This is a genomic window from Paracoccus zhejiangensis, from assembly GCF_002847445.1.
Taxonomy (GTDB): domain Bacteria; phylum Pseudomonadota; class Alphaproteobacteria; order Rhodobacterales; family Rhodobacteraceae; genus Paracoccus; species Paracoccus zhejiangensis.
Map to the genome: position 1 here is coordinate 3,346,537 of NZ_CP025430.1, position 24,100 is coordinate 3,370,636.

The 24,100-nt window shown below is 62.2% G+C and carries 22 protein-coding genes and 3 pseudogenes; 14 read left to right on the forward strand and 11 right to left on the reverse strand.

Features of this window, described 5'->3' with window-relative positions; all coding sequences use genetic code 11:
- Positions 1-92: 92 nt before the first annotated feature.
- The 7 genes from CX676_RS16235 to CX676_RS23325 form a co-directional block, all read right to left on the reverse strand.
- Complete coding sequence (locus CX676_RS16235) at positions 93-326, reverse strand: hypothetical protein (protein WP_080621503.1); 234 nt, start codon at positions 324-326, stop codon at positions 93-95.
- 1 nt (position 327) lies between these two features.
- Positions 328-1,356, reverse strand: a complete 1,029-nt coding sequence (locus CX676_RS16240; protein ID WP_198590220.1) for a PDR/VanB family oxidoreductase — start codon at positions 1,354-1,356, stop codon at positions 328-330.
- Complete coding sequence (locus tag CX676_RS16245; RefSeq protein ID WP_080621505.1) at positions 1,272-1,913, reverse strand: glutathione S-transferase family protein; 642 nt, start codon at positions 1,911-1,913, stop codon at positions 1,272-1,274. Before CX676_RS16245 ends, CX676_RS16240 begins: the two co-directional genes overlap by 85 nt.
- Positions 1,910-2,443 (reverse strand): Rieske 2Fe-2S domain-containing protein, encoded by a 534-nt coding sequence (locus CX676_RS16250; protein ID WP_157935971.1) that lies wholly within the window; start codon positions 2,441-2,443, stop codon positions 1,910-1,912. Before CX676_RS16250 ends, CX676_RS16245 begins: the two co-directional genes overlap by 4 nt.
- A complete protein-coding gene (locus CX676_RS16255) occupies positions 2,440-3,261 on the reverse strand; it encodes a hypothetical protein (RefSeq protein ID WP_198590221.1) in 822 nt (273 codons plus the stop codon). Before CX676_RS16255 ends, CX676_RS16250 begins: the two co-directional genes overlap by 4 nt.
- A gap of 5 nt (positions 3,262-3,266) precedes the next feature.
- On the reverse strand, positions 3,267-4,322 hold the full coding sequence (locus CX676_RS16260; RefSeq protein ID WP_167553441.1) for an aromatic ring-hydroxylating oxygenase subunit alpha: 1,056 nt from the start codon (positions 4,320-4,322) through the stop codon (positions 3,267-3,269).
- A 546-nt stretch (positions 4,323-4,868) separates the two neighbouring features.
- A complete protein-coding gene (locus CX676_RS23325; protein WP_157935972.1) occupies positions 4,869-5,012 on the reverse strand; it encodes a helix-turn-helix domain-containing protein in 144 nt (47 codons plus the stop codon).
- Positions 5,013-5,251: 239 nt separating this feature from the next.
- Here CX676_RS23325 and CX676_RS16270 point away from each other — a divergent pair, with 239 nt between their 5' ends.
- From CX676_RS16270 to CX676_RS16290, 5 genes are all read left to right on the forward strand, one after another.
- Positions 5,252-6,823 (forward strand): ABC transporter ATP-binding protein, encoded by a 1,572-nt coding sequence (locus tag CX676_RS16270; RefSeq protein ID WP_232816488.1) that lies wholly within the window; start codon positions 5,252-5,254, stop codon positions 6,821-6,823.
- Positions 6,823-7,908 carry an ABC transporter permease gene (locus CX676_RS16275; protein WP_101753504.1) on the forward strand — a complete coding sequence of 362 codons (1,086 nt, stop codon included), beginning with the start codon at positions 6,823-6,825 and terminating at the stop codon, positions 7,906-7,908. Before CX676_RS16270 ends, CX676_RS16275 begins: the two co-directional genes overlap by 1 nt.
- Positions 7,905-8,828, forward strand: a complete 924-nt coding sequence (locus tag CX676_RS16280; protein ID WP_101753505.1) for an ABC transporter permease — start codon at positions 7,905-7,907, stop codon at positions 8,826-8,828. Before CX676_RS16275 ends, CX676_RS16280 begins: the two co-directional genes overlap by 4 nt.
- A 25-nt stretch (positions 8,829-8,853) precedes the next feature.
- Positions 8,854-9,936 carry a BMP family ABC transporter substrate-binding protein gene (locus tag CX676_RS16285; RefSeq protein WP_198590222.1) on the forward strand — a complete coding sequence of 361 codons (1,083 nt, stop codon included), beginning with the start codon at positions 8,854-8,856 and terminating at the stop codon, positions 9,934-9,936.
- Between the two features lie 138 nt (positions 9,937-10,074).
- On the forward strand, positions 10,075-10,833 hold the full coding sequence (locus CX676_RS16290) for a DUF5020 family protein (protein WP_101753507.1): 759 nt from the start codon (positions 10,075-10,077) through the stop codon (positions 10,831-10,833).
- Positions 10,834-11,081: 248 nt separating this feature from the next.
- On the opposite strand, the gene istB is transcribed toward CX676_RS16290, so the two are convergent.
- Positions 11,082-11,846 carry an IS21-like element helper ATPase IstB gene (gene istB, locus CX676_RS16295; RefSeq protein WP_028095139.1) on the reverse strand — a complete coding sequence of 255 codons (765 nt, stop codon included), beginning with the start codon at positions 11,844-11,846 and terminating at the stop codon, positions 11,082-11,084.
- Positions 11,843-13,330, reverse strand: coding sequence for an IS21 family transposase (gene istA / locus CX676_RS16300; RefSeq protein WP_157935855.1), 1,488 nt, complete (start codon positions 13,328-13,330; stop codon positions 11,843-11,845). Before istA ends, istB begins: the two co-directional genes overlap by 4 nt.
- A 43-nt stretch (positions 13,331-13,373) precedes the next feature.
- Between istA and CX676_RS16305 the strand changes: the two genes are divergently transcribed.
- From CX676_RS16305 to CX676_RS16330, 6 genes and pseudogenes are all read left to right on the forward strand, one after another.
- Positions 13,374-14,009 (forward strand): urease accessory protein UreD, encoded by a 636-nt coding sequence (locus CX676_RS16305; protein WP_157935973.1) that lies wholly within the window; start codon positions 13,374-13,376, stop codon positions 14,007-14,009.
- 10 nt (positions 14,010-14,019) lie between these two features.
- Positions 14,020-14,418 carry an urease accessory protein UreE gene (locus CX676_RS16310; protein ID WP_101753509.1) on the forward strand — a complete coding sequence of 133 codons (399 nt, stop codon included), beginning with the start codon at positions 14,020-14,022 and terminating at the stop codon, positions 14,416-14,418.
- Positions 14,419-14,538: 120 nt separating this feature from the next.
- Positions 14,539-15,261, forward strand: a complete 723-nt coding sequence (locus CX676_RS16315) for an urease accessory protein UreF (RefSeq protein WP_101753510.1) — start codon at positions 14,539-14,541, stop codon at positions 15,259-15,261.
- A 39-nt stretch (positions 15,262-15,300) separates the two neighbouring features.
- Positions 15,301-16,845, forward strand: coding sequence for an ABC transporter substrate-binding protein (locus CX676_RS16320; RefSeq protein WP_101753511.1), 1,545 nt, complete (start codon positions 15,301-15,303; stop codon positions 16,843-16,845).
- Positions 16,846-17,055: 210 nt separating this feature from the next.
- A pseudogene (locus CX676_RS16325) lies at positions 17,056-17,229 on the forward strand (IS701 family transposase); the annotation flags it as partial.
- 93 nt (positions 17,230-17,322) lie between these two features.
- A pseudogene (locus CX676_RS16330) lies at positions 17,323-18,052 on the forward strand (IS3 family transposase); the annotation flags it as partial.
- A gap of 308 nt (positions 18,053-18,360) precedes the next feature.
- Here the strand turns inward: CX676_RS16330 and CX676_RS16335 are convergent.
- A complete protein-coding gene (locus CX676_RS16335; RefSeq protein ID WP_101753512.1) occupies positions 18,361-19,440 on the reverse strand; it encodes an ABC transporter substrate-binding protein in 1,080 nt (359 codons plus the stop codon).
- 122 nt (positions 19,441-19,562) lie between these two features.
- Entirely contained in the window at positions 19,563-20,795 is a 1,233-nt protein-coding gene (locus tag CX676_RS16340; protein ID WP_101753513.1) for an aminopeptidase P family protein, read from the reverse strand.
- Between the two features lie 119 nt (positions 20,796-20,914).
- Here CX676_RS16340 and CX676_RS16345 point away from each other — a divergent pair, with 119 nt between their 5' ends.
- The 3 genes and pseudogenes from CX676_RS16345 to CX676_RS16360 all read left to right on the forward strand — a co-directional run bounded on the left by CX676_RS16345 (position 20,915) and on the right by CX676_RS16360 (position 24,073).
- Entirely contained in the window at positions 20,915-21,826 is a 912-nt protein-coding gene (locus tag CX676_RS16345; RefSeq protein WP_232816489.1) for a LysR substrate-binding domain-containing protein, read from the forward strand.
- A gap of 285 nt (positions 21,827-22,111) precedes the next feature.
- Positions 22,112-22,807, forward strand: coding sequence for a DUF899 family protein (locus CX676_RS16350; RefSeq protein WP_101753514.1), 696 nt, complete (start codon positions 22,112-22,114; stop codon positions 22,805-22,807).
- 90 nt (positions 22,808-22,897) lie between these two features.
- Positions 22,898-24,073, forward strand: a pseudogene (locus CX676_RS16360) (HipA domain-containing protein).
- Positions 24,074-24,100 lie beyond the last annotated feature (27 nt).

Genomic DNA, 24,100 nt, shown 5'->3' on the forward strand with positions numbered 1-24,100 from the left:
GTTTTCAGCCCTGGACACTGGTCGGTTGGGCTGTAGTCCAGCCCGTCCGTTTCAGCGTCCTTCGCGGCGCCGGGCTTCGATTCTGTACCGCGTCAGACAGTCTCAAGCGTGATCGTGTCGATGTTTACGTCGTCCGGTCCGAGCCAGCAGGCAATCTCGAACATGTCGATAAGGCGTTCATCCCCGGTCAGGATCAGCGTGATGTAACTGGGGGTCGCGCTTGTGATCGTGCTCGACAACGAAAGACGCCGAGCAAAGTGGCTGATCATGGCAAGGCAGGACTCGGTCTTGAGAGCTCCCTCAAGAGATACGCGCCGTGTTACCATGTCACAGGTCCAGCACCAGCTTCTTGCCCTTGCAACGCGACACGCAAGGCAGGATCAGCGTCCCTGATTCCTTCTCGGCCGGATTGAGGTAGAGATCGCGGTGATCCGGTTCGCCCTCCAGAACGGTGGTCAGGCAGGTGCCGCAAACCCCCTGTTCGCAGGATGTCATCGGCTCCAGCCCGGCAGCCTCCATCGCGCCGATGATGGTCTGGTCTTCCTCGACCGTCAGGGTGACACCCGATTTCTGCAGCACCACCTCGAAGCTGTCGCCGTCGAGTTCCAGCGTGGCCGCATCGACGCTGAACCGTTCCAGGTGGACGCGGTCGCTTTTCCAGCCGCAGTTATTCGCCAGTTTCTCGATCAGGTCCATAAAGGGTCCGGGTCCGCAGAAATACAGGCGAGCATCGACGGGCGGATCGGACAGGATCCCGGTCAGAACTGCGTTGAGCGTCGGCGGAACAAGGCCAAGATAGATTGGAGCGTCGTCCAGGGTGGCGAGTTCGCTTTTGAACGGCACATGTTCGGCGCTTCGGGCGAACAGGTGCAAAACGCATTTGCGGTTCACGGACTGAAGATGGCGCGCCATCGCCAGCACCGGGGTGATGCCGATGCCGCCGGCGATCAGGATCACCGGACCCTCGTCCGAGCGAAGCTCGAAGTTGTTCCGTGGCAGGCCAACCTCGATCTCGTCGCCTTCGTTCAGCGCGTGCATCGCAACCGATCCGCCGCGGCCGTTCGTTTCGCGCTTTACGCCGATATGATAGGCATCGCAGTCGGTGGGGGCGTTCCAGAGCGAGTATTGACGGACGAGACCGTCGCCCACGCGGACCTCAATATGGTCGCCTGGTGTGAATTTGACAGACGATCCATCGCAGGGGACCAGTTCGAACGAACGGATTTCGGGCGTCTGCTCTACGATCCGCCTGATCTTTACACGTTGAGTGTTCATGGCGTTTCCTTCGGCATTTGAAGAGGCATCATGCCGGGCATCGGCTTGAACTTCTCGAGTCTCATGAAGCGCTCCATCCACCGTGAAACGGAGAAAAACGGAGCCAGGTCGATGCCACCTTCTTCGGCAAGTGCAATATAGGGAAGGCAGGCGATATCCGCGATGGTCGGATGCGGTAACGGCAGCAGCCAGTCATGGCCGTCTCTTTCGGCGAACCAGAGATGTTCGTCGATGATCCGCAGCAGCCTGATGCCTTCGGTCCGGGCCTTGTTCACGTCCAGCCGATAGAACATCGCATCATGCAGCCGCGCAGCCGAGATGGAGCCCGTCAACTGGTCCGCGAAGGCGAGCCATTGATAGACCGCGCCCTGGTGATCGCGCGGAAACCATTTGCCGGACGTGTCGTAAGCGGCGGCAAGATAGACCAGGATGGCCTGCGCATCGCGAACCGTTTGACCTTTATCCGTGATGGCCGGAAGCTGCCCCAGCGGGTTTATGCTAAGGAACCGCGGCGATTTGTGTTCGTATCCCGGATAAAAGTCGACAAGGACCGACTGGTATTCCAGGCCCAGCTGATCCAGCAGGAACCGGACCTTGAAGCAGTTTCCCGAAAGCGGGTAGTCATGGAGCTGTATCATGACGCCTCCAATCTGCGCCGGATCGCCGACAGTTCTGCGCGCCTTTGCGCCGGATCGCCGGTCGGGTAAACCATCGTTCCATCGACGCCCCAGGGGGTAAGACGATCGACGCTGGAATCGACATGCAGTCTGACCTGATCGACCGGTGCCGCGATGTGAACCGGATAGCAAGGCTTGCCTGTGCTGCCCGTGGGCGAGCATTCTTTCTCGCTTGCCCAGACAAAGCCGTCCGCCACGGCGGTGGAATAGACGGTCGCGCTTATGTCCTGGGACGGGCGCCCCCGCAGCGCGGGAACCAGCGTCACCTTGCCCGATTCGTCGAATCGCCAGCCATGATATACGCCTTCGAGGTATTCCCCCATGTTCCGTCCGGCGCTGAGCCTTACGGAGCGGTGCGGACAAAGATCCAGCCAGACGTTGATCGCGCCGCTGGCGCCCCGCCAGATGACCAGGGGCTTGTCGCCCATCATCGACCTGACGATCGAGCCGTCGCGCACGTCTTTTTCGATTGCAACAACATATGAGGTCATGTCATCGCCCCATAGGATACATTGTTGGCCCGCAGCCATTCGCGGTAGTTCAGCGAAGGGCTGTCCACCTCGATCGAGGTTTCCGCACCGTTGAGCGGCAACTTCTTGTGGACATGCCGTTCGAGAACATATTTGTCCTGCGCCGAGATGCTCTGCTGGTCGGCTTTCAACTGACGCTCATCCATCCAGTCTTCCTTTATCCACGCAAGCAGTTTGTGCGCGATAAAGTTTTCTTCATCCAAAGGCTGTGCGAATATGCCAAGATAGTCGTATCGGCCCGGTGTCGACGGGCGATGGATGAAAAGAACGACCGAATAAGGGTCCGAAATCCGGTAGGTGTATTCCGCGACCGAGTTGATCAGCGGCAGCCAGGCCTTCTGCGATTTCAGCCACAGCGCACCCGCCGCATCGACGCTGGCCTGTCCCGGAACCAGATCAAGGTGATCCTCATCGCCCAGGATATTGGGATGCAGAAAGGGGAAATGTGCGTTGTCGATCACGTTGTCAACGATCCGCAGGCCCGAACATTTGATGGGCGTGGACCAGATGTTCATGACCAGGCGATCGACCTCGTAATATTCCAGCAACTGCTGCGGGGGGCCGTCGGGCTTGCCAAGGCTTGTCCAGATATATCCCAGCCGCTCGGTCACCGGCAAAGGCCGGGAGTCGCTCGACACGGAAATCCAGGTCTTGTGGATTTCCAGGTCGATGTCATGGCCCAGCAGCCGGGTCCTTGTCGCATTCCTCCGCCGGATGTCCGTTGGCGACCCAAGCGGGTACCAACGGTTCCAGACCATCGGGTCTTCACGTTCGTTCATGCCGGTCACTTGCTTTCGGTGACGTCGGTGAACAGTGCCGCTTTGAACGCTTCTTCGCCCTTTGCCGCGGCAGTGGACAGTTCGCGCAGCCATTTCCGGTACTGGTTCGAGATCTTGTCCGTCGGCAGCGAAACCTCGTCCAGGTAGATCGGGCCAGGCTGCGTCTCGATGACCGGCTGGTCTTCGGCCAAGACGAGCTTCTGGAAGTCGAGCGGCTGGCTGTCGGGCAAGTCGTCTTCGGTATGCGCGATGATCATGAAGTTGCGGCACGAGTTCTGTGAGATCGGGCTGGAGGTGGTCCAGAGAAGGAAAGGCTTGTCGTTCTTGTACAACCTGATCGACAGGTTGACGCTGAACGGCATGGAGTTCCGGTAGTTCCAGCTTCCCAGCGGGCTATCGTCCGGCAGCGTGTCCAGCATGTCGCGGCCCGGCTCCATGAAGAAGCGAAGTTCCCCGTCCACGCGGTCAACGGGCACGATCGCCGGTTCCGAATATGCCGGGTCATAGAGGGTGCCCGGATGCACATAGGCGAAGTGCGAAAAATCGGTGAAGTTTTCCCAGCGGCGTTCGGCCGAGCTGTCCCAGTTGTAGGGCTCCGCGATGATTTGACGCTTGAATTCGGGGTTTTCCCAAGCTTCGCAGTAAGGGATGTTCGTGCAATCCCACGAGCTGTCGAGGCGGACCCAGATGATTCCGTACCGCTCTTCGCAGGCATAGGCGGGCGTAAACGCCTTTTTAGGGATCGCGTCGCTGGGACAGGCCGGCATAAGTTCGCAGCGGCCGCTGGCACCATATTCCCAGCCGTGATACGGACATTGGATGCGGTTGTTCTCAAGCACCTTCCCGACGGACAGTTTCGCGTAGCGATGCGCGCAGCGGTCTCGCATGGCGACGTATTTTCCATTCAGCTTCGCGATGACCAGCGGTTCGTCAAGAAGCGTCCTACCGATCGGACCGTTGCCTGCCGGATCGGCAACCTCGAGTTCGTTCACGGTTGCGACAGGATGCCAGAAATGGCGCAGATAGCTTTGATCTGCGGTGAGTGGAGTCAAGGCGTTCATTATTCCCCCCGGTTAGCTACCGTTGTAATAGTTGCTTCATAAAAGCCTAACGGAAGGCAGCGCGTTTCAAAAAGTGCATTAAATTGTACCTTGTGTTTCGGATTTTGAACGACAGTTCGGAACGCTGGGTAGCGCTGCCGAACAGGCGACGATTCACAATCTGGCAATCAACCTTTGTCCGCCGCTGAATGCGACCTTTTGCCGAGAGCATGCCCCTGCTTCCGTGTGCTCTTCGACCCGGATTTTCGAAGCGATTGCAGGTGCTTTCGTGCTTCGGCTTGCATAATCCGGTCTGTCCAAAGGCCTTTCGCCCGACCGGATGTCTGTACATCCGATCGACCCAAAGCACGGACCGCTTCTCGGCAGCCCGAAAACCTTTCTCGGCCTGGGCGCAGGCACGGTCCTAGTTGAGAACGGCTCATGGCGGACGCATCTTTGCGCGCTCCTCGCATGCTGGCAGAGAATGTCAGTCATTCCTTCGGATCGTCGCGGCCTCGATGCTGTCGAACACGCGTGCGCTGTCTAGCAGCGCGCGGCCTGCATCAGTCAGGTGCAGCCCCTTCGGGGACCTGAGGACAGTTCGACTTCCAGCAGGTTCTCTAGACGGTGGATGCTGTGGCTCAACGTCGCCTTTGGAACGCCGGACACCACTGCCGAGCGTGTCAGACTGCCCGTCCGGGCAATAAGCACAAAATTGCTAATGTCTTCAATTCTAACTAGGCTTGCTTCATCCTTGGGTGGCGTTCGATTTTTGGAACAGAACGTCTCTGTTGTTTATCTATTCGTCCCCTGTTGGCCTTGATACCAAAAATGGCAATCAGCGTTCGGCGGACCGATAAGCTTAACGTTTCAGCCGATCCATGCCTGCAGAAAGAACAAAAACACGACTTTCGTCGCAAGCTCGGCGTACGTGATCGAGGCTGCCGCCAGTGCGCGTCGTCATCAACAACAGGGAGCAGCATTTGAAGACCAAGGCAGGTGAATCCCCCCTATTGCTTCAATTGCGGAACATTACCAAGAGATACGGCACATATGTGGCAAACGACAGCGTGGATCTTGCGCTGGAACACGGCCAGATTTGCGCCATCCTTGGTGAAAACGGCGCAGGCAAATCCACCCTCATGAAGACCATTTACGGTATTCAGCAACCGGATGAGGGCGAGATTGTCTGGAACGGCGAAAAGGTCGCCGTCACCAGTCCGAGTGTTGCCAGAGATCTGGGTATCGGAATGGTTTTTCAGCATTTTTCGTTGTTCGAAACTATCAGCGTCGTTGAAAACATCTCGCTGACCGTTCCCGGATCATTGCCGGACCTGGCCAAAAAAATCAGGCAGAAGGCGAATGAATACGGCCTTCATGTCAATCCTGACGCGCCGGTGCATAACCTTTCCGTTGGCGAGCGGCAGAGGGTCGAGATCATCCGCTGCCTCATGCAGGATCCGAAGCTGCTCATCCTGGACGAGCCGACATCCGTGCTTCCGCCCCACAGTGTGCAGCAGCTTTTCGGGACGCTGAGGAAACTATCCGAGCGTGGCGTTGCTATGCTCTACATCTCGCACAAGCTGGAAGAGATCAGGGACCTGTGCCATTGCGCCGTCGTACTGCGCCAGGGACGCGTCACGGGCACGGCGAACCCGCGGCAGGCCACATCGGCGGAACTGGCCCGCCTGATGATCGGGCAGGACATCCCGACAGCCCGCCACGCCGAGGCGAAACCGAGCTGCGAACCCGCCCTGACCGTTAGCGACCTCGCCTATGACAATCCCGATCCGCTGGGAGAAAGCCTCGACAGCGTGTCGATGGTGGTGCGCCCTGGCGAGATCGTCGGCATTGCCGGGGTGTCGGGCAACGGCCAGTCCACGCTGGCGCGGCTTTTGTCAGGTGAAATCAGGTTGCAGGGCGATATGGCCGGCAGAATCCAGGTTTTCGATCGCCCCGTGGGGGATGTTCCGCCGGGAACGCGCCGGCAAATGGGGGTGACCTTCGTTCCCGAAGAACGACTGGGGCGCGCCACGGTCCCTACCATGAGCCTTGCGGACAACGTGCTGCTTACCGCCCACCGGGCAGGCCTGGTCCGAAAGGGATTGATCAGACGACGGCAGCAGGCCGATTTTGCTGACAAATGCATTTCCGGCATGGATGTCCGTTCCCGGGGGCGGCAATCGATCGCATCCAGCCTCTCGGGCGGCAACCTGCAGAAGTTCGTGCTGGGCCGCGAGATTCTGCTGGAGCCCCGCATCCTGATCGTTTCACAGCCGACCTGGGGCATCGATGTCGGAGCGGCGGCGATGGTCAGGCAGAAGCTGGTGGACCTGAGGGACAACGGCACGGCGATCCTCATGATTTCCGAGGAACTGGAGGAGATATTCGAGATCTCCGACCGCATCCACGTCATGTATCATGGACGGCTGTCCCCCTCGGTCCAGGCCAGGTCGGTGACCGCCGAAGATGTCGGGCGGATGATGATGGGCGAATTCGACCAGACGAAGAGGGCGGCGTGATGATGGGTCGGTATGCACTTGTCCAGCGAAGCGAGGTGTCGCTCAAGAGTATCATGCTCGTGCCACTGGTGACTTTCGTTCTGGCATTGCTGGGAAGCATGGTCCTGTTCGGCTTTCTGGGCGCCCCGCCTCTCGAAGTCCTATACAGGCTGCTGATTGATCCGCTGGCATCGGCGTACAACATTTCCGAGGTGGTGATAAAGGCTGCCCCGCTGATCCTGATCGCCCAGGGTCTGGCTATCGGGTTCCGGGCGAAGGTCTGGAACATCGGCGCGGAAGGCCAGCTGATCATCGGCGCCGTGGCGGCAAGCGTCATCCCCATAACCTTTCCGGAAAGCCAGAACGTCCTGATGCTTCCGGCGATGATGCTTGCCGGCACGATCGCGGGGGCGGCGTGGGCCGGGATCGCAGCTGCGCTGAAGACACGCTTCAACGCCAGCGAGATCATCGTGACGCTGATGCTGAACCAAATCGCGGTGCAGATCCTGTATTTTCTCATCAGCGGGCCGCTCAAGGATCCGATGGGGTTCTCCTATCCCCAGTCGGTAAGCTTTCCTCCGGTGGCGATGTATCCGCTCCTGTCGGATGACGGAATGCTCAGGGCGAGCGCGTCCATCCTCGTGGTCATCCTGCTGTCGATTGCGGCGCTGATCTATGTCACGCGCACCTTCTCGGGATACACGCTGCTTGTGGGGGGGCTTGCCCCAAGTGCCGCAAGCTATGCAGGCTTCAGCGCCAAGAAGGCGGTCTGGATCACGCTGCTGATCGGCGGTGCCGCGGCGGGCCTGGCCGGAGTGGGCGAGATTTCGGGGCCGATCGGCCGGCTCCAGCCGTCGTTGTCCCCCGGCTACGGCTTTGCCGCGATCATCGTGGCCTATCTCGGAGGCCTTCATCCGGTCGGGATACTGCTGGCCGGGACATTCATGGCAATCGTCTATGTCGGCGCGGACGGTGCGATCATCGATGTGGGCCTTCCCTCGGCAGCGCCGGTAATCTTCCAGGGAATGGTTCTCGTGTTCTACCTCGCCTCCTTCGCCTTGGTCCAATACCGCATCGTTCGGATCCATCAGGAGGCAAGGGCATGACAGACACGATCATCTTCGTCCTGGCGGGCGCCTTCGCAACCGCAACACCCCTTCTGCTTGCCGCGATCGGCGAGGCCGTGGCAGAGAAAACAGGGGTCATGAACCTTTCCGTGGAAGGCATGATGGCATTCGCGGCAGCCGTGGCCTTTGCCGTCACTTATCAGACGGGAAACATCGTGCTGGGCTTCGGCCTTGCGGTCGGCGCATCCGTGTCGCTGTCCCTGGTCTTCTCGATCCTTGTGCTGGGCTTTTCGGCAAACCAGATCGTTTCCGGGCTTGCCGTCGGGATTCTTGGCCTTGGGCTTTCCAGCCTGGCCGGGCGCAGTTTCGAGAACCTGACGATGATGGCTCCGGCAAACCTTTCGCTCCCCGTCCTGTCGGACTTGCCTCTTGTCGGGCCGATCCTGTTCCGACAAAGCGCCATCACCTATTTCGCCTTTGCGGTCGCGTTCCTGACCTGGTGGTTCCTTGCCAGGACGCGCCATGGCCGCATGACGAAGGTCGTGGGCGAAGATCCGGCCATCGCGCACAACCTGGGCTTTGCCGTGATCCGCATCCGCCTTTTCGCGATCATCTTCGGCGCCGTCATGTCGGGCCTTGGGGGCGCCTATGCCTCGACGATCCTGACGCCCGGCTGGTCGGACGGCCTGATCGCCGGCCGGGGGTGGATCGCGGTTGCACTGGTTGTGTTCGGCACTTGGCGGCCACTCAGGATCGCATTCGGAGCCTATCTGTTCGGGGCGCTCCTGCTGGGAGATCTGGCGGTCCAAGCCACAGGTTTCAGCGTCCCGGCGCAGATCATGACATCCCTGCCCTACGTGATGACCATCGTCGTTCTCGCGGCTGTGTCTAGGAACGCACTCCTGATCCGGCTGAACGCACCGGTTTCGCTGGGCCAGAACTTTCGACCATCAAAATAAGAACAAGCGACCAACAGGAGCAATCATGTACCATATCATTCACGCACCCTTGCTTGCTGCAATCCTTTCCATGTCATGGTCCGGGGCTCTGCTCGCGCAGGAACCGCTCGACGTTGCAATCGTCGCGCCCAACGCGATCGGCGATGTCGGCTGGGACCACGAGATCGTACGCGGCAAGGAGGTTCTCGAGGAACGGTTCGGGGACAAGCTGAACGTGACGGTGGTGGATTCGGTCGGCGAGGGGCCCAACGCCACCCGCGCCATGAACCGGCTTGTGGCGAACGGAACCGACATCCTGATCCTGGGCAGTTTCGGATACCTGAGCGACGGTCTGGCGCTGGCGAAGAGATCGCCCGACCTGAAGGTCCTGCATATCGGCGGGTACCAGAACCTTCCGAACTTCGCGACATTCACCGTCCGGCACTACCAGGCATCCTATCTGTGCGGCATGGCGGCTGGCTATGCGACGAAGAACCAGCAGCTTGGTGTCGTGGCCGCTTTCCCGCTGCCGGAAGTCCTGGGCATCCTCAACGCCTATGTTCTGGGCGCACAAAGCGTCAACCCGGACCTCAAGCCGGTGAAGGTGGTGTGGCTGAATGCCTGGTATGATCCGCCGCGCGACCGATCCTCGGCGGAAAGCCTGATTTCGCAGGGCGCTGACGTGGTTTATTCGCTGTTCCCGGGCACCCCGTCAGCCGTCGCCACGGCCGAGGAAAAGGGCGTCTATGCCGTCACGACGCTCAGCGACAACTCTGCCCACGCGCCGACCAAGCACTTGTGCGCGGGGCAGGCCAATTTCGGGGTCGTCTATGCCGATGTCGTCCAGTCCGTGATCGATGGAACCTTCGAAGGCAAGGACACCTTCGCCGGTGTCGCCGAGGGAGCCATGGAAGTGGCCGGATTGTCGAAGGATCTGACGGAAGAACAGCGGGCGGCGATCTTGGCAAAGCAGGACGCGATGCGCGACGGCAGTTTCGATCCCTTCACCGGCCCGGTCATGAACAATGACGGGTCAGAGGCGATCGCATTCGGAAAGACGCTGGATTCGACCGAGATCAAGAGTATGGACTTCCTTGTCCAAGGCATCGACACGCGGCTGCAGAACTAGGCGTTCGCTGCCATTTTCTCGGGATTGACCCCGAAACGGGCTGATCCTCCCATTGACCATGCGCTTGCCGGGTGCATGCCGATGACCGCCTAGAATATCACAAAAGCAGAAAAACCTGTTGCAACAGGAGGATTACTTATGACCAAACACAGCATCATCCCGGCGTCGATACTGGCACTTGGGCTGGGAATTATCGGGCATGAAGGCCAGGCCGAAGTGCTTTTTTCCGGAGGCGAGATACAGCTGCACTACGGCGACGGATTTCATCTGGGCGCCAACGGCCTAGACTCGACCACCCGCACCACCCTGACCTTTGAACAATACACCCTGTTCGACTGGGGCGATCTTTTCTATTTCGTCGACCTTAACAAGGACCATCAGGGAACCGGATCGAAAAACCATCACTACGCCGAGGCCTGGCTGCACCTGAGCGGGAAAGTTATGGGGCTGACATTTCCCCAAGGCGCGTTCGTCAAGGACGTCGGGCCCGATCTTGGCATCAACCATGGCGAGGATTTTCTGGTCGTCGCTCCGGGTGTCCGCGCCGACCTGAACGTGAGCGGCTTTTCCGTCTTCACGGCCGGTGCCTATGTCTATAAAAATGTCGATGATCCATTCGATCGCGACCTCGACACGACATACCAGATAACGTTTGTCTGGGATTATCCCTTCATGATAGGCAATGAAAACCTGTCGATCCGGGGATTTGCGGACTTTATCGGGGAGCAAGGCGATGGCTTCGAAAGCCAGATCGTGTTCTCTCCCCAACTGCGCTGGGATGTAGGCAAGGAGGGCGGTGCCATCTTGGGTCTGGAATATACGTACTACAAGAACAAGTACGGCGTGAACAATGTGGATGACAACTCAGTCAGTGCGTTTGCAGCTTTGAAATTCTAACCATCGTATGACTGGCGCGAACCTGATATCGCTTCGGTATTTGATACCCTAACTTGATGGTGCTATCCTTCTTTGGCAAGTATTGTCGTCTGGTTCCTCTGGGATCGCCACGACCATGCTTGCTTTCTGTCAACGGCGGAGCAAAAACCGGCCACGGGGCGGCGCAAAAGCAGGCCACTTTCTTGCGCGCTTGAGCCCGCCGGGAGGGCGTAGCCCGAGCGGCGGGCTCAAGCGCGCGTTGCGGTTTTCTATGGGGTCTGGCCGGCGTTTCGGGCCCGACTTTGCGCGAGCCTGTAGCTCTCGCCATTCATCTCGAGGATGTTGACGTGGTGGGTCAGGCGGTCGAGCAGAGCGCCGGTCAGCCGCTCTGTTCCGAAGGTCTCGGTCCATTCGTCGAACGGCAGGTTGCTGGTGATGAGCGTGGCGCCGCGCTCGTAGCGTTGCGAGATCATCTCGAAGAGTAGCTCGGCGCCGGTCTTTGACAGAGGCACGAAGCCCAGTTCATCGATGATGAGCAGTTTGACCGAAGCCAGCTGCTTCTGGAGCCGCAGGAGGCGGCGCTCGTCGCGGGCTTCCATCAACTCGTTGACCAGTGCCGCGGCCGTAGTGAAGCTGACCGACATTCCTTTCTGACAAGCGGCCAGTCCCAGCCCCAGAGCAACATGCGTCTTGCCCGTGCCACTCGGTCCGAGCGCAATGACGTTTTCGCGCCGCTCGATCCATTCGCAACGGGCAAGGTCCAGCACCTGCATCTTGTTGAGCTTCGGGATCGCCTTGAAGTCGAAGCTGTCCAGGCTCTTCTTGGCGGGGAACTTTGCAACCTTGATCCGGCGTTCGATCATCCGTCCCTCGCGGTCGATCAGTTCCAGTTCGACCAGTCGGGCGAGGAACTGGACGTGGTCCAGGCCCTCGGCTGCACATTGGCGCGCCAGCTTCTCGTGCTCCCGCAAGAAGGTCGGGAGCTTCAGCGTCTTCAGGTGATGAGCAAGCAGGATCTGCGGCGCACCGGTCATGCCGCGTCTCCCGACAGCAGAGACATGTAGCTTGCCGCCGAGGTGGTCCCCACGTTGGCCCGCGGCAGGTAGGGATAGACATCGAGGTCCAGCTTCGGCGGCCGTTTCTCAACATGGCAGAGAGCGAGGTGCTTCACGGCATCGAAGCCGACAGCGCCCAATTGCAGGGCCTTCTTCACGGCCGCGTGGAGATCATCGATGTCGAAGGTTTCCAGCAGGCGCAAAACCTGCACATATTCCCGGCGTCCCGCCTTGATCATCCGCGCCTCCATCAGGCGGCGCAGGGTTGCGAACTCCGGCGGCAGGTTCCATTCGGCAAGAGGCGCGGCCTGATCCAAAGCATTGATCTTCCTCTCGATGAGCGGGAGGTAATGCACCGGATCGAACACCATGTCCTCGCGGTCATAGCAGCGGGGGTGGCGTGCGATGAGCTCGCCACCGCAGCCGATCACAACCTCGTCGACATAGCCCCTGATCCAGACATCGCGGTGGCCGTAGGCGACCGGCACCGAGTAATCGTTGGTCTTGTAGCGCACCAGCGCTTGGGAACTGACTCGCCCGGTGGCTTGGTCGCAGGCATCGAACGGCGCGGGTGGCAGATCAGACATCACGACCAGATCTCGCACGAGGCGTTCCCCGATGGTCTCGGACTGGCCGCGCAGAACATCCGCCTGACGTTTGCGACACTGCTCCTCCAGATAGGCGTTGAACGAAGCCCAACTCACAAACCGCGGGACCGGGACCATGAAGTTGCGGCGGGAATAGCCGACCAATCCTTCCGCGTTGCCCTTGTCGTTCCCCTTGCCGGGGCGGCCATAGCGGTCTCGGAACAGGTAGTGGGACAGGAACCCGCTGAAGAGCGTGGCCCGCTGACGTGTGCCGTCCGCCAGGATCTTCGCAACAAGACAGCGATCGTTGTCGTAGAGGACCGATACCGGCACCCTGCCGAAGAAGGCGAAGGCGTGGACGTGGCCGTCTACCCAGGCTTCCGCTGTCGCCGCGGGATAGGCGCGCACGAAGCAGGCATCACTGTGCGGCAAGTCCATAACGAAGAAGTGCGCCTTCTGCTCGACGCCGCCGATGACGACCACAGCCTCGCCGAAGTCGGCCTGGGCATGTCCTGGCGGATGGGCTAGCGGCACGAAAATCTCTCGGCCGCGCCGCTCGCGCTCCCGCATATAGTCCTTGATGATCGTATAGCCGCCGGTGAAGCCATGCTCATCGCGAAGCCGCTCGAATACCCGCTTCGCCGTGTGCCGTTGCTTTCGATGGACCTCGCGATCCCCCTCCAGCCAGCCATCGATGATCTCGGTGAACCCATCCAGCTTCGGCCGCTTCACCGGCGCCGTCCGCCGGTATCCAGGCGGAACCGAGAACGCCAACATCTTCCGAACGCTGTCGCGGGAAACCCCAAACTGACGCGCAGCCTCGCGCTGGCTCATGCCTTCTGAACAAGCCAGGCGAACCTTCCGATACAAATCCACGGTGAAAATCCTCCCGCCCTCCCTGTCGCCAGAAAGGGTAAAGGTGGACGACTTTTACGCCGCCCGCAGCGGGCTCATCCCGCCGCTACCGTGGTCGACTTTCTCACCGCCGTTCTCAGCCCTGTCCGTGCAGGAGACCCGCATTTCCGTGGCGCGGAACGGTTTTCTGGAATCCGTGCCGGACATGATCATCCCCCATGCCGGGGCCTGCCATCACCAGATCACCCGCCTGGCGATGGAAAGGGATGCGGGTGCAATCCTTCTGGACAGCATGGCGCCGGGCCGGGCGGCGCGGGGCGAGCGGCACGACTATGCCCTCGTCCTGCTGCGGTTGGTCGTGACTTGCGAGGGCCGCGACATCCTGATCGACGGCGCGCGCTTCTGCCCCGCCGAGGCCGATCCCGCCCTGGCAGGCGCATTGGGCGAGGAAGGTTATGTCGGGACGATGTTCGCCTTGAGTGCGCAGGTGGATTCCATGGCTCTGGCCGCCGACATCGCCGCCGCGCTTGACGGCACGGAGGGGGTATTCGGTGGCGCGGCCCCGTTGACCTGGGGTCACGGCGTCGTCGCGCGCTTCCTTGCCGCCGATGCGCCGGCGCTGCGTCTTGCCAGCCACCGGGCCTGGGACGCGTCGAGGCGGCGGATGCGGGGCCGGCCCGCCCCGATCCTCAGAAAATAAGGGAAAGATCATGCTGATTGTTCGTGAAATCTTGGGTCATGCCGATGAGCCGCGCTTCGGCCGGCGGCGGCGGGACCGGATATGGATCGCCGCCGCCGATGCCGGCCGGCGCCGGTTGCGCAGGACCAGCGAAGCGGGCACCGATGTCGGGATCGAGCTGCGCAAGCCGGGTTGGCTGTCGGACGAGGCGGTTCTGGACGACGACGGCACCCGTATCCTGACCGTGGCCCGCCTGCCGGAGGAGGTCATGATCGTCACCCTGTCGGAAACCGATGCGCTTGCGGCGTTCCGGGTCGGGCACGCCCTTGGAAATCGCCACGCCCCCTGCGAGCTGCGAGGCTTCGAGGTCATCGTTCCGGTGACCGAGACCCCGGAGTTGACCGCGCCCGCTCCTGGCGCACAGTATTGACCCCGCGCTTATCCGTTTCGCTCGGATGCCTTTTGCGGCGGATGCCCCGCCTGTCTGCGCGGGGGCCGGGCACGATCATCCGGTGGACCGGCCACGTCACCACCACCACCATCACGCAGAATGACCCGTGACCCGACGCCCGGCGCGCAGGCAGATGGTCCGGCGCTGCTGGCCCTGATGCAACTGTCGGACACGGCGCTGCCCATCGGGCGTCATGCCCATGCCCTGGGACTCGAGCGCCTGCTGCGGGACGGTCGGGTGCCCGACGAAAAGCGTCTTCGGCAGATCGTCGTCTCGGCACTGATGCAGGGAGGCGCCCGCTGCGACGGGGCGGCGGCATCCCTTGCGCATCAGGCCCTGACTTCCGGGAACGGGTCCCGGTTGCTGGCCATCGACGCCCGGCTCGATTGCCTGAAGTTGACCGATGCGGCGCAGGCGGCCTCCCGGCGATGCGGTCGCAGGCTGGCGGGGCTCGCGCCCTCGCTGTCGCGCGACGCGGTGCTGGCGGACTATGCAGCGGCCATCGCCGCGGGCCGCAGCCCCGGCCATCTGGCGGTGATCTCGGCGGCAATTTTGGCAGCCTGCGGCGTTTCCCGCCCGGCGGCGGTTCTGATGGAAATGCGGGGCATCGCCACGATGATCCTGTCGGCGGCGGTGCGTCTGGACATTCTGCCTGCGGCGGCGTCGCAGGCGATGCTCGCCAGCCTTGCGCCCGAGATACTGGCGGCCAGCCGGATCGCCCTGGCGACCGCGCTGGACGAGATGGAATGCAGCGCAGCCGCCGTGATCGAGACGGCCGTCATGCGCCATGCGCGGGACCACGGCCGTCTGTTCGCCACATGAATACCGCAATGAATCAAGGATCGGCACGGAGTAACCGGAATGGATGAGAGACATGTTCTGCGCGTGGCGCTGGACTGGGAGGTGGACGGGATCGACCCGCCCCGGTCCTTCGGCGGCTGGAATACGGGCCGCGTGGTCCAGCAGACCCATGAAAGCCTGATGGAGGACGATTTCGACACCGCTCCGGTAAATCCGGGCCAGCCGACCGCAATCGTTCCGCGTCTGGCCCAAAGCTGCGATGTCTCGGACGACGCCCGCCGGTTCCTGTTCCGTCTGCGTCCCGGCATCCGCTTTCACGATGGCGCACCGCTCGATGCCGAAGCCGTGGTCCTGAACTACGCCCGCCTCTGCGATCCGGCATCGCCCATGTTTTCACCCGAGGCGGCCGATCTGAACCGCGCGGCGGCGGAACTGATCGCGAAGGTCCGGGCAGTCGATTCCCTGACGGTCGAGATCACGCTGACGCAGCCGTCGCCGGAATTCCTGCGCTACATGACGCAGGAGGACGCGCCGGGCGCGCAGTCGCTGGTCAGTCCACTGGCGCTGAAGCGTTTCGGTCCCGACGGATGCGTCGACCGCGCGCCCGGAACCGGCGCGTTCCGCTTTCATCGGCGCTTCGACACGCCCCATGGCTCAGGGGTCGAACTGGTGCGGAACGACGATTACTGGGGCGGTCGGCCAAGGCTCTCGGGGATACGCTTTCTGCCCTTTCCCGATCCGGGCGACCGGGTCAGGGCGCTGACCGAGGGGCGGGTGGATATGGCCTACAGCCTCGAAGGCGCCGATCTCGCGGAACTGGCCGCGCAGGGCTTCAGGATTCCAGAATACCATCCACCCTATATCTGGTATCTGGTCTTCAACCTGCGCGATCCGCAGATGGCCGATATCAGGGTCCGCCGCGCCATCGCCCATGCGGTCGACCGTGAGGCCCTGTGCGCGAAACTGTTTCCCGGGGCTGCGGTCCCGGCATTCGGCATGTTGCCCCCCGGCTCGCCGTCCCATGATCCGCAAGCCGAGGATCTCTATCCCCATGATCCGGATCGCGCCCGTGCGCTTCTTGCCGAAGCGGGCACACCAGAGGGGTTGACGCTGCACGCGCTTGGGGCGCGCGCGGGCTCGGCCCAACTCGATCCCGGCGCGATCTACCGGCAGATTGAACGGGATCTCGCCGCGGTCGGTGTCAGGCTGAAGATGACGCTTCGTCCCGATTGGGTCGGCTATTGCAACGAATGGCGGCAGGGCGCGGCATCGGGCGTCTCTTTCAGCGAGATGAGTTGGGCGATGTCCAGCGACCTGTGGCTGCGGCAGGTCCTGCACAGCCGCAACGCCTCGCCGACGGGATTCAATGCGGGCTATGCGAGCGATCCGCTTCTGGATGATCTGCTTGATCGTGCAGCGGGAACGCTTGCTGATGCCGAACGCATGCGGCTGTATCGGCAGGCCGACAGGCGCGTCATGGAGGAACTTCCGGTTCTGCCGCTGCTGAATACGCGCCGGGGCATGGTCGCGTTCTCGGGTCGGGTGAAGGGGCTGGTTTCCATAAGCCAGTGCTGGCACGATTTGCGCGGAGTCCATCTCGATTAGCAGATGACTACTTCAGGCTTTTCCACCCATGAATCCGGCGTAGACCATAGTGACCGTGCCGCGCGGCACGAATGATTATCGATGCAGTCGTCATGTTGGCGCCCATTGCCGTCAGATATGGCCGCCCGAAACGGTCTCGGGATATGGGATCATTGTGCTTAGCATTACAGTTGCGTTTTCACCCGACCGCTGAACCAGTGGGCTACCATGATGTGGATGAGGTCATGGATGTCGGGATTGCCTGTCGAGGAAACGCTTGAACTGAGGGCTTCGTCGCTTCCGGACGTGAAGCCGCGGATGCGGGTGCTGTTCACGCAGGACCGGGTTGCGGCATCGGCGGGGCAGTTTCTCGATGGCTTGCTTGGGAACGAACGGCGCAAGACTGATCCGCCCCCCGTTGAACGGGTCCACCTTGAAGTCTGGTTTTGACCATGAAGGAGGACCACCACGGCACAGAAGCGACACAAGCCCGATGAGATCGTGACGAAGCTGCGGCAGGTTGAAGTGCTGCGCGGCCAGGGGATGGCGATGGCGGATGCGGTGCGCCAGATCGGAGTTTCCGAACTGACCTATTACAGGTGGCGCAAACAGTATGGCGGCATGAGCCGCGATCAGCTTCGCCAGTTGAAGGAGCTTCAAAAGGAGAACGAGCGGCTGCGCAAGGCGGTGGCCGATCTGACGCTGGACAAGCTGATCCTGACGGAGGCGGCACGGGGAAACTTTTGAGCCCCTCGCGCCGCCGGGCCTGCATCGACCACGTTCGCACTGTCCTGCCGCGCTTGTCGGAGCGCCGGGTGTGCCGCGTGGTGGGGCAGCACCGCTCCACGCAGCGCCGCATTCCCCGCGGCCGGGACGACGAGTGGCAACTGACCGAGGACATCGTTGCACTGGCCCGCCGCTATGGCCGCTACGGCTATCGCGAGATCGCCGAACTCCTGCGCAGCCAGGCGGGTTGGGTCGTCAACGACAAGCGGGTCGAGCGGATCTGGCGGCAAGAAGGGCTGAAGGTTCCGGCGAAACAACCGAAGCGAGGCCGGCTCTGGCTCGCCGACGGATCATGTATCCGCCTGCGCGCCGAACGGTCCAACCGTGTCTGGTTCTACGACGTCGTCGAGGAGTGAGGAGGATCGGAAAACAGTCCGGGGGACTGTTTTCCCGACGAACACCCCATGATGGAAGGAAGTATTGCATTCTCAACGTGATCGACGGGGTCTGCGGCAGCAGGCTGGGCCAGAACATTGCACTGGTCACGACCGATTTCGTCAGCGCCGCCGTGCCGCTGTCCAGATCCGCCGCCTGAACTGAGCCGGCGAGATACCCGATGGCCGGGCCGGATCGGGGCGCACGGATGGCCGTAGACGTGCAGGCGCGCGACGCCGCCGTCGGGATAGCTATGCAGCCGCCGATGGCTGTAGGTGCCCCGATCTGCGCAGTCCAGATAGTGATCCATGAGGCGCAGTTCAGGGCATCTCGACGCGCTCGGTCGACGGCTTGATCAAAGCGAGGGCAAGGTTGTCAATTCGCGGTCAGCCATGCACCGAAGCGTTCCGCCAGTTCCATCTCGTGATCGACCCAGAAGTCGTAGGATGAACCAAGCGCGTTCGTCATATTATCGGGATTGGTCGGCATATGCGGACCCATCTCGGTCTGGCCATCGTGATAGAGCCCCACCAGCCCGGCCGAGGATCGCCGGGCCGGGCCATAGCTGATCCATTGTGCCTGATCGGCCAGTCGCCGGGTATCGGTGGCGAATTTGATGAATTCCAGCGCCCCCTCGGGGTTCGGTGCCCCGACCGGGATGGCGAAAAGGTTGTATTCGTAGACCTGCCCGTCCCAGACGATTTCGAAGGGTTTGCCCTCGGACACGGCGGCGTTGAAGATCCGGCCATTATAGGCAGCGGTCATCACCACCTCGCCATCGGCCAGAAGCTGCGGCGGCTGGGCGCCGGTTTCCCACCAGACGACATCGCGCTTGATGCTGTCCAGCTTGGCGAAGGCGCGGTCGATGCCCTGATCGGTGGACAGCAGGTCATAGACCTGATCCGCTGGCACTCCGTCGCCCATCAGCGCCATTTCCAGCAACGCCTTGGGCGCCTTCTTCAAGCCGCGCTTGCCGGGGAACCTGTCGGTGTCGAAGAAATCGGCGATGGTCCGCGGCGCATCGCCCTCGGCGAATTTCGTCCTGTCATAGGCGTAGATCGTGGAGAAGACGATCGAGCCGATTGCGCATTCGCTCAGGCCCTGCGGCAGGAAATCCTCGGTCGCGGGGGTGCCGTCGGGGGCCGGCGGCAGCACGGCCGGGTCGATTTCCTCCAGCATACCCTCATCGCAAAGGCGGATTGCATCGGCATATTCCACATCGACCACATCGGCGGTGACATTGCCCGCCTCGACCTGCGCCTTGATCGGCGTCGCGGGGTTGTCGCTGTCCACCGAAATTACACCGATGCCGGTCTGGGCGGTGAAGGGCTTGTGATAGGCCTCGACCTGGCTGTGGGCATAGGTGCCGCCCCAGGAAATGATGGTGATGCTTTCCGCCATGCCGGCGGTCGCGATGAGCGTCAGGGCCGTCGAAAGGCTGAGACATGTCTTCATGGTTCTGGTTTCCCTGTTGGATGTTGTCGGTTGTCATTGGCCGCGTCACGCGCGGCGGGCGGCCCTTCGTTCGGGACCGTTGAAACGACAGGGGGCGCCGTCGCGGCGCCCCCCGTTTTTCCCTAGCAGGCGACTTTCGCCCCATGGTCTACGATCAGATGTTCGGGGCCATAGGGGAAGCCGGTGATGTTGCGGTTGCCGGTCTCGGTCAGGACCAGAATGTCATGTTCGCGATAGCCGCCGGCGCCGGGCATTCCCTCGGGGATGGTGATCATCGGCTCCATGCTGACGACCATGCCCGGCTCCAGCACCGTGTCGCAGTCCTCGCGCAGTTCCAGCCCGGCCTCGCGCCCATAGTAATGGCACAGCACCCCGAAGCTGTGGCCATAGCCGAAGCTGCGATATTGCAGCAGGTCTTCGGCGGCATAGATCTCGTTCAGCTCTTTCGCGATGTCGCTGCAGCGATTGCCCGGCACCAGCAATTCCTTGCCCCGGTCATGGACTTTGCAGTTCAGCGCCCACAGGCGCAGATGCGCGTTGCTGGCGGTTTCGGCGAACAGCGTGCGCTCCAGCGCGACATAGTAACCGGCGACCATCGGAAAACAGTTCAGCGACAGGATGTCGCCGCGTTCGATCCGTCGCGAGGTGACGGGATTATGGGCGCCGTCGGTGTTCAGGCCGGACTGGAACCATGTCCATGTGTCCAGCAATTCCGCATGTGGCCAGGTGCGGGCGATCTCGCGCACCATGGTCGCGGTGGAATGCAGCGCGACCTCGTGTTCCGGCACGCCGACCTGCACCGCCTCGACCACCGCCGCGCCGCCAAGATCGGCGATGGCGGTCATCTTCTCGATATGCGCGATCTCCTCGGGTGACTTGACCATCCGCAGCCGCATCGCGGGCTGGGCGATATCGACGAATTCCATCTGGGGAAATTCCGCCTTCAACAGGTTCAGCAGGTCGATATTCACATGGTCGAACTCGATCCCCAGCCGCCGGACGCCGCCGGTCAGCTGCCGGATGGCATGGAAGTAATTGTCCTTGCGCCAGTCGGTATAGGTTAGGTTGCGCCCGCCGAAGGTGCGCCGCCAGGGCTGGCCGCCATCGATCCCGGCGCTGATCGAGGTCATCGCCTGATGATCCACCAGCAACCCGTAGCGGCGCCCGAACTGGCAATAGAGAAAGTCCGAATAATAGTTGATATTGTGATAGCTGGTGAACAGCGCCGCGTCGATTTCCGTGCCGGCCATGGCTGTGCGAAGGGCATCCAGCCGCCGCTGCATCTCCGCCTGCGTGAAGGTGGGCCGCACCTGTGCGCCATTGCCGACATAGTTCTGAAGCCGTTCGCGTTCCATGCGCTGATCCTGTGATTGACGCCCCGACCGGGCTGGCAGCCCCGACAGTCCGCCGAAGCCGGGGTCTTGTCAAAAGAGGCTTTCTCAAGGCAAGATGAGGAAAATTCATGTACATGCCGATGTCCGCGCTTCCTTCGCTCAACGCCCTCCGCGCCTTCGAGGCGGTGGTTCGCACCGGATCCTTCCGCGCTGCCGCCGAGGCGCTGTTCGTGACGCAAAGCGCGATAAGCCATCAAATCAGGCAACTTGAGGAATATTTCGGCACGCCGCTTTTCGCGCGCGACGGCAACCGCCCGCGCCCCTTGCCCCATGCCGAGGAACTGGCCCGCAGGCTTTCCCTGTCCTTCGCCGAGATGACGGCGGCCTGCCAGACGATAAAGGAGCGCAGAATTTCTCAACCACTTGTCATCGCGGCCATTCCCTCGGTCGCGGTGTGCTGGCTCATTCCCCGGCTGGCGCGCTTCCGCGAGGCCCATCCCGAACTCGAGATCCGCATCATCTATGCCATGCATGGCCGCGACATCGATTTCCACGATGTCCATCTGGCCTTCGTCTTCGCCAGGGGCATGCCCGCGCTGCCCGGAATCACGGCAGAGCCCTTCCTGCCCGGCGACTCGGTCCCGGTCTGCAGCCCGCCGGTGGCCGCGCGGCTGGGGCAGGGCGATCGCGCCGGTGCCATTGCGGCGCTTGGGCTGCTGCATGACACCGATCTGTCGGGCTGGCAGTCATGGTTCGCCCGAGCAGGCGCGGGCGATCACCCGCCACCCGCCGGACCGGTCTTCGAGGATTTCAACCTGCTGCGCGCGGCGACGCTTTCGGGACAGGGGGTGGCGCTCTGTCCCGAAGCCATGATCCGGGACGATCTCGACGCTGGCCATCTCGTATGCCTGTCGCAGACTAGTGTGCTGGAGGAGTTCGGCTATTATCTGCTCTGGGGACCGCTGACCGTCAGTTCCATGCAATCAAACGCCAAGACTTTTCGGGATTGGGTCTTTGTCGAGCGCGATGGCGCGGATCAAACGGCCCACTGAAGCTGGCTAACTCGCGCCTCCGGCGGCATCGTCTGCCGTTCTTCGTGGCGTGGAGTCGCCCGGGAAATGACTTGAAGAGCGGCGTCCATGGGCGGAACTGGCATGACGGGTGGGGCGTTGATGCCAGTCTTGGCCATCAAGCGGTGCGAGGGAGACCCTCATGCAGAAGAACAAGGCTCGTCCTCACCCTCGTGGTCTCCGATCTCGACCGCCGGCGATCTCTGCGGCAGCACGCCTGGCCTCGGGTTCGGACGGCAGCATCCTGACGACGAAAGGACGTTGACGATGACCGAAACGCTCAGCCCCGCCGATGAACTCGCCGCGCTGAAGCCGGCCACCTGGCCGAACGAGAGCGCCGAGTATCGCAAGGCACGCACCGCGCAGCTCGATCTCCTCGACGAGCAGCGCCGCCATATCCAGCGGGTCGCGGCCCGGCGCCGCGCCTTGCCGCCGGGGGGCGAGGTTCCGCAGGATTATCGCTTCGAGGGTGCGGACGGGTCGGTCACACTGTCGCGGATGTTCGGCGACCACGACACGTTGATCATCTACTGCATGATGTATGGGCCAGAGCGCAAGGCCGGCTGCCCGATGTGTTCGGCCATGCTCGATGCCTGGGACGGCGAGGCCCGCCATATCCAGAAGCGCGCGGCCCTGGCGGTCGTCGCCGGCTCGCCGATCGCGCGCATTCTCGACTATGCGCGCGATCGCGGCTGGACGGGCCTGCAATTCTACAGCGATCCGTCTGGCGACTTCTGGGCCGACTACAATCACGATCGCGACGCCGACGACCCGGCCTATGTGGTCTTTCGCCGGGATCCTGACGGCACCCTGCGCCATTTCTATTCGGCGGAGGGCGGCACCGAGATCGCCGATCCCGGCCAGGATCCGCACAACGCGCCGGACATGAACCCGCTCTGGGTGTTGCGCGACACGACGCCCGAGGGCCGCGGCGCGGAGTGGTATCCCAGGCTCGACGACTGACGCCCATGCGCATGATCGGAGCCGTCCATGCCCCCCACGATCTCCGCGTTCGAGAAATCGCCCGATGAGGGTCGGGGGCTGGCGCGTGACATGCGCGTGCGCTGGGCGCTTGAAGAGGTGGGACAGCCTTATGACGTTCGTCTTCTTTCGTTCGAGGAGATGAAGGAGCCCGCTCATCTGGCGCTGCATCCGTTCGGGCAGATCCCGACCTATGAGGACGGCGAGCTTGCCCTGTTCGATCAGGGGCGATCATCCTCCATATCGCCGAGCACCACCCGGGCCTGCTGCCGGATGAGGCAAGTGCGAGAGCGCGCGCGATCGCCTGGATGTTCGCCGCGCTCAACTCTCTCTGACGCCCAGATCGCCGCGATGCTGAAGGATCTGCACCGCACGCCCCTCGGCATCCGGGCCGAGCGGGATTTCCGCATCTCCGTCGCTGGCGCGCAGGAAAAGACCGCGCTGCTGTTCCATGATGGCCAATGGGTCGAGCCGACCGGCACGACGCCGACGACGCATATCCTGAAGCCGGCGATCGGCACCTTGCCGAACGGCATGGACCTGACCGACAGCATCGAGAACGAGCATTTCTGCCTGAGGCTGATGGCCTCCTTCGGTCTTAAGGTTGCTCACACCTAGATCGCCAGTTTTGCGGGGACCAGGGCGCTGATCATCGAACGCTTCGACCGGCTGCGCGCCGACGACGGCCGCCTGATCCGCCTGCCGCAGGAGGATTGCTGCCAGGCTTTGTCCGTGCCGCCCACACGCAAATACCAGAGCGAGGGCGGCCCCGGCTCCGTTGAGATCTGTGAGTTACTTCAGGGCAGCGACGAGCCGTTGCGTGACCGCGCCGACTTCCTCAAGGCCAATGTCCTGTTCTGGCTGATCGGCGCGACCGACGGCCATGCCAAGAACTTCAGTATCGCGCTGACGCCCGGCGGCCGCTTCACGATGACGCCACTCTACGATGTGCTGACCGTGCAGCCGTCGCTGGATGCCGGGCAGCTTAAGATCAAGGACATGAAGCTCGCCATGCGGGTAGGCAAGGGTCGGCACTACAAGGTATCAGAGATCCAGGGTCGGCACTTCGTCGAGACGGGCCTTGCGGCAGGCTTCTCGCGCGAACAGGTCGCACAGGTGTTCGAAGACATTAAGGCAAGGGCCAACAGGCGTTCGATGCGGCCGTGGCGGACATGCCGCCAGGCTTCCCTGGTGGGTTGTGCGACTCCGTCCGGCAAGGGTTCGAGCAGAGGGTATCGCGGCTCTTGATGATGTAGAGTAGATGGCGGGAAGGGG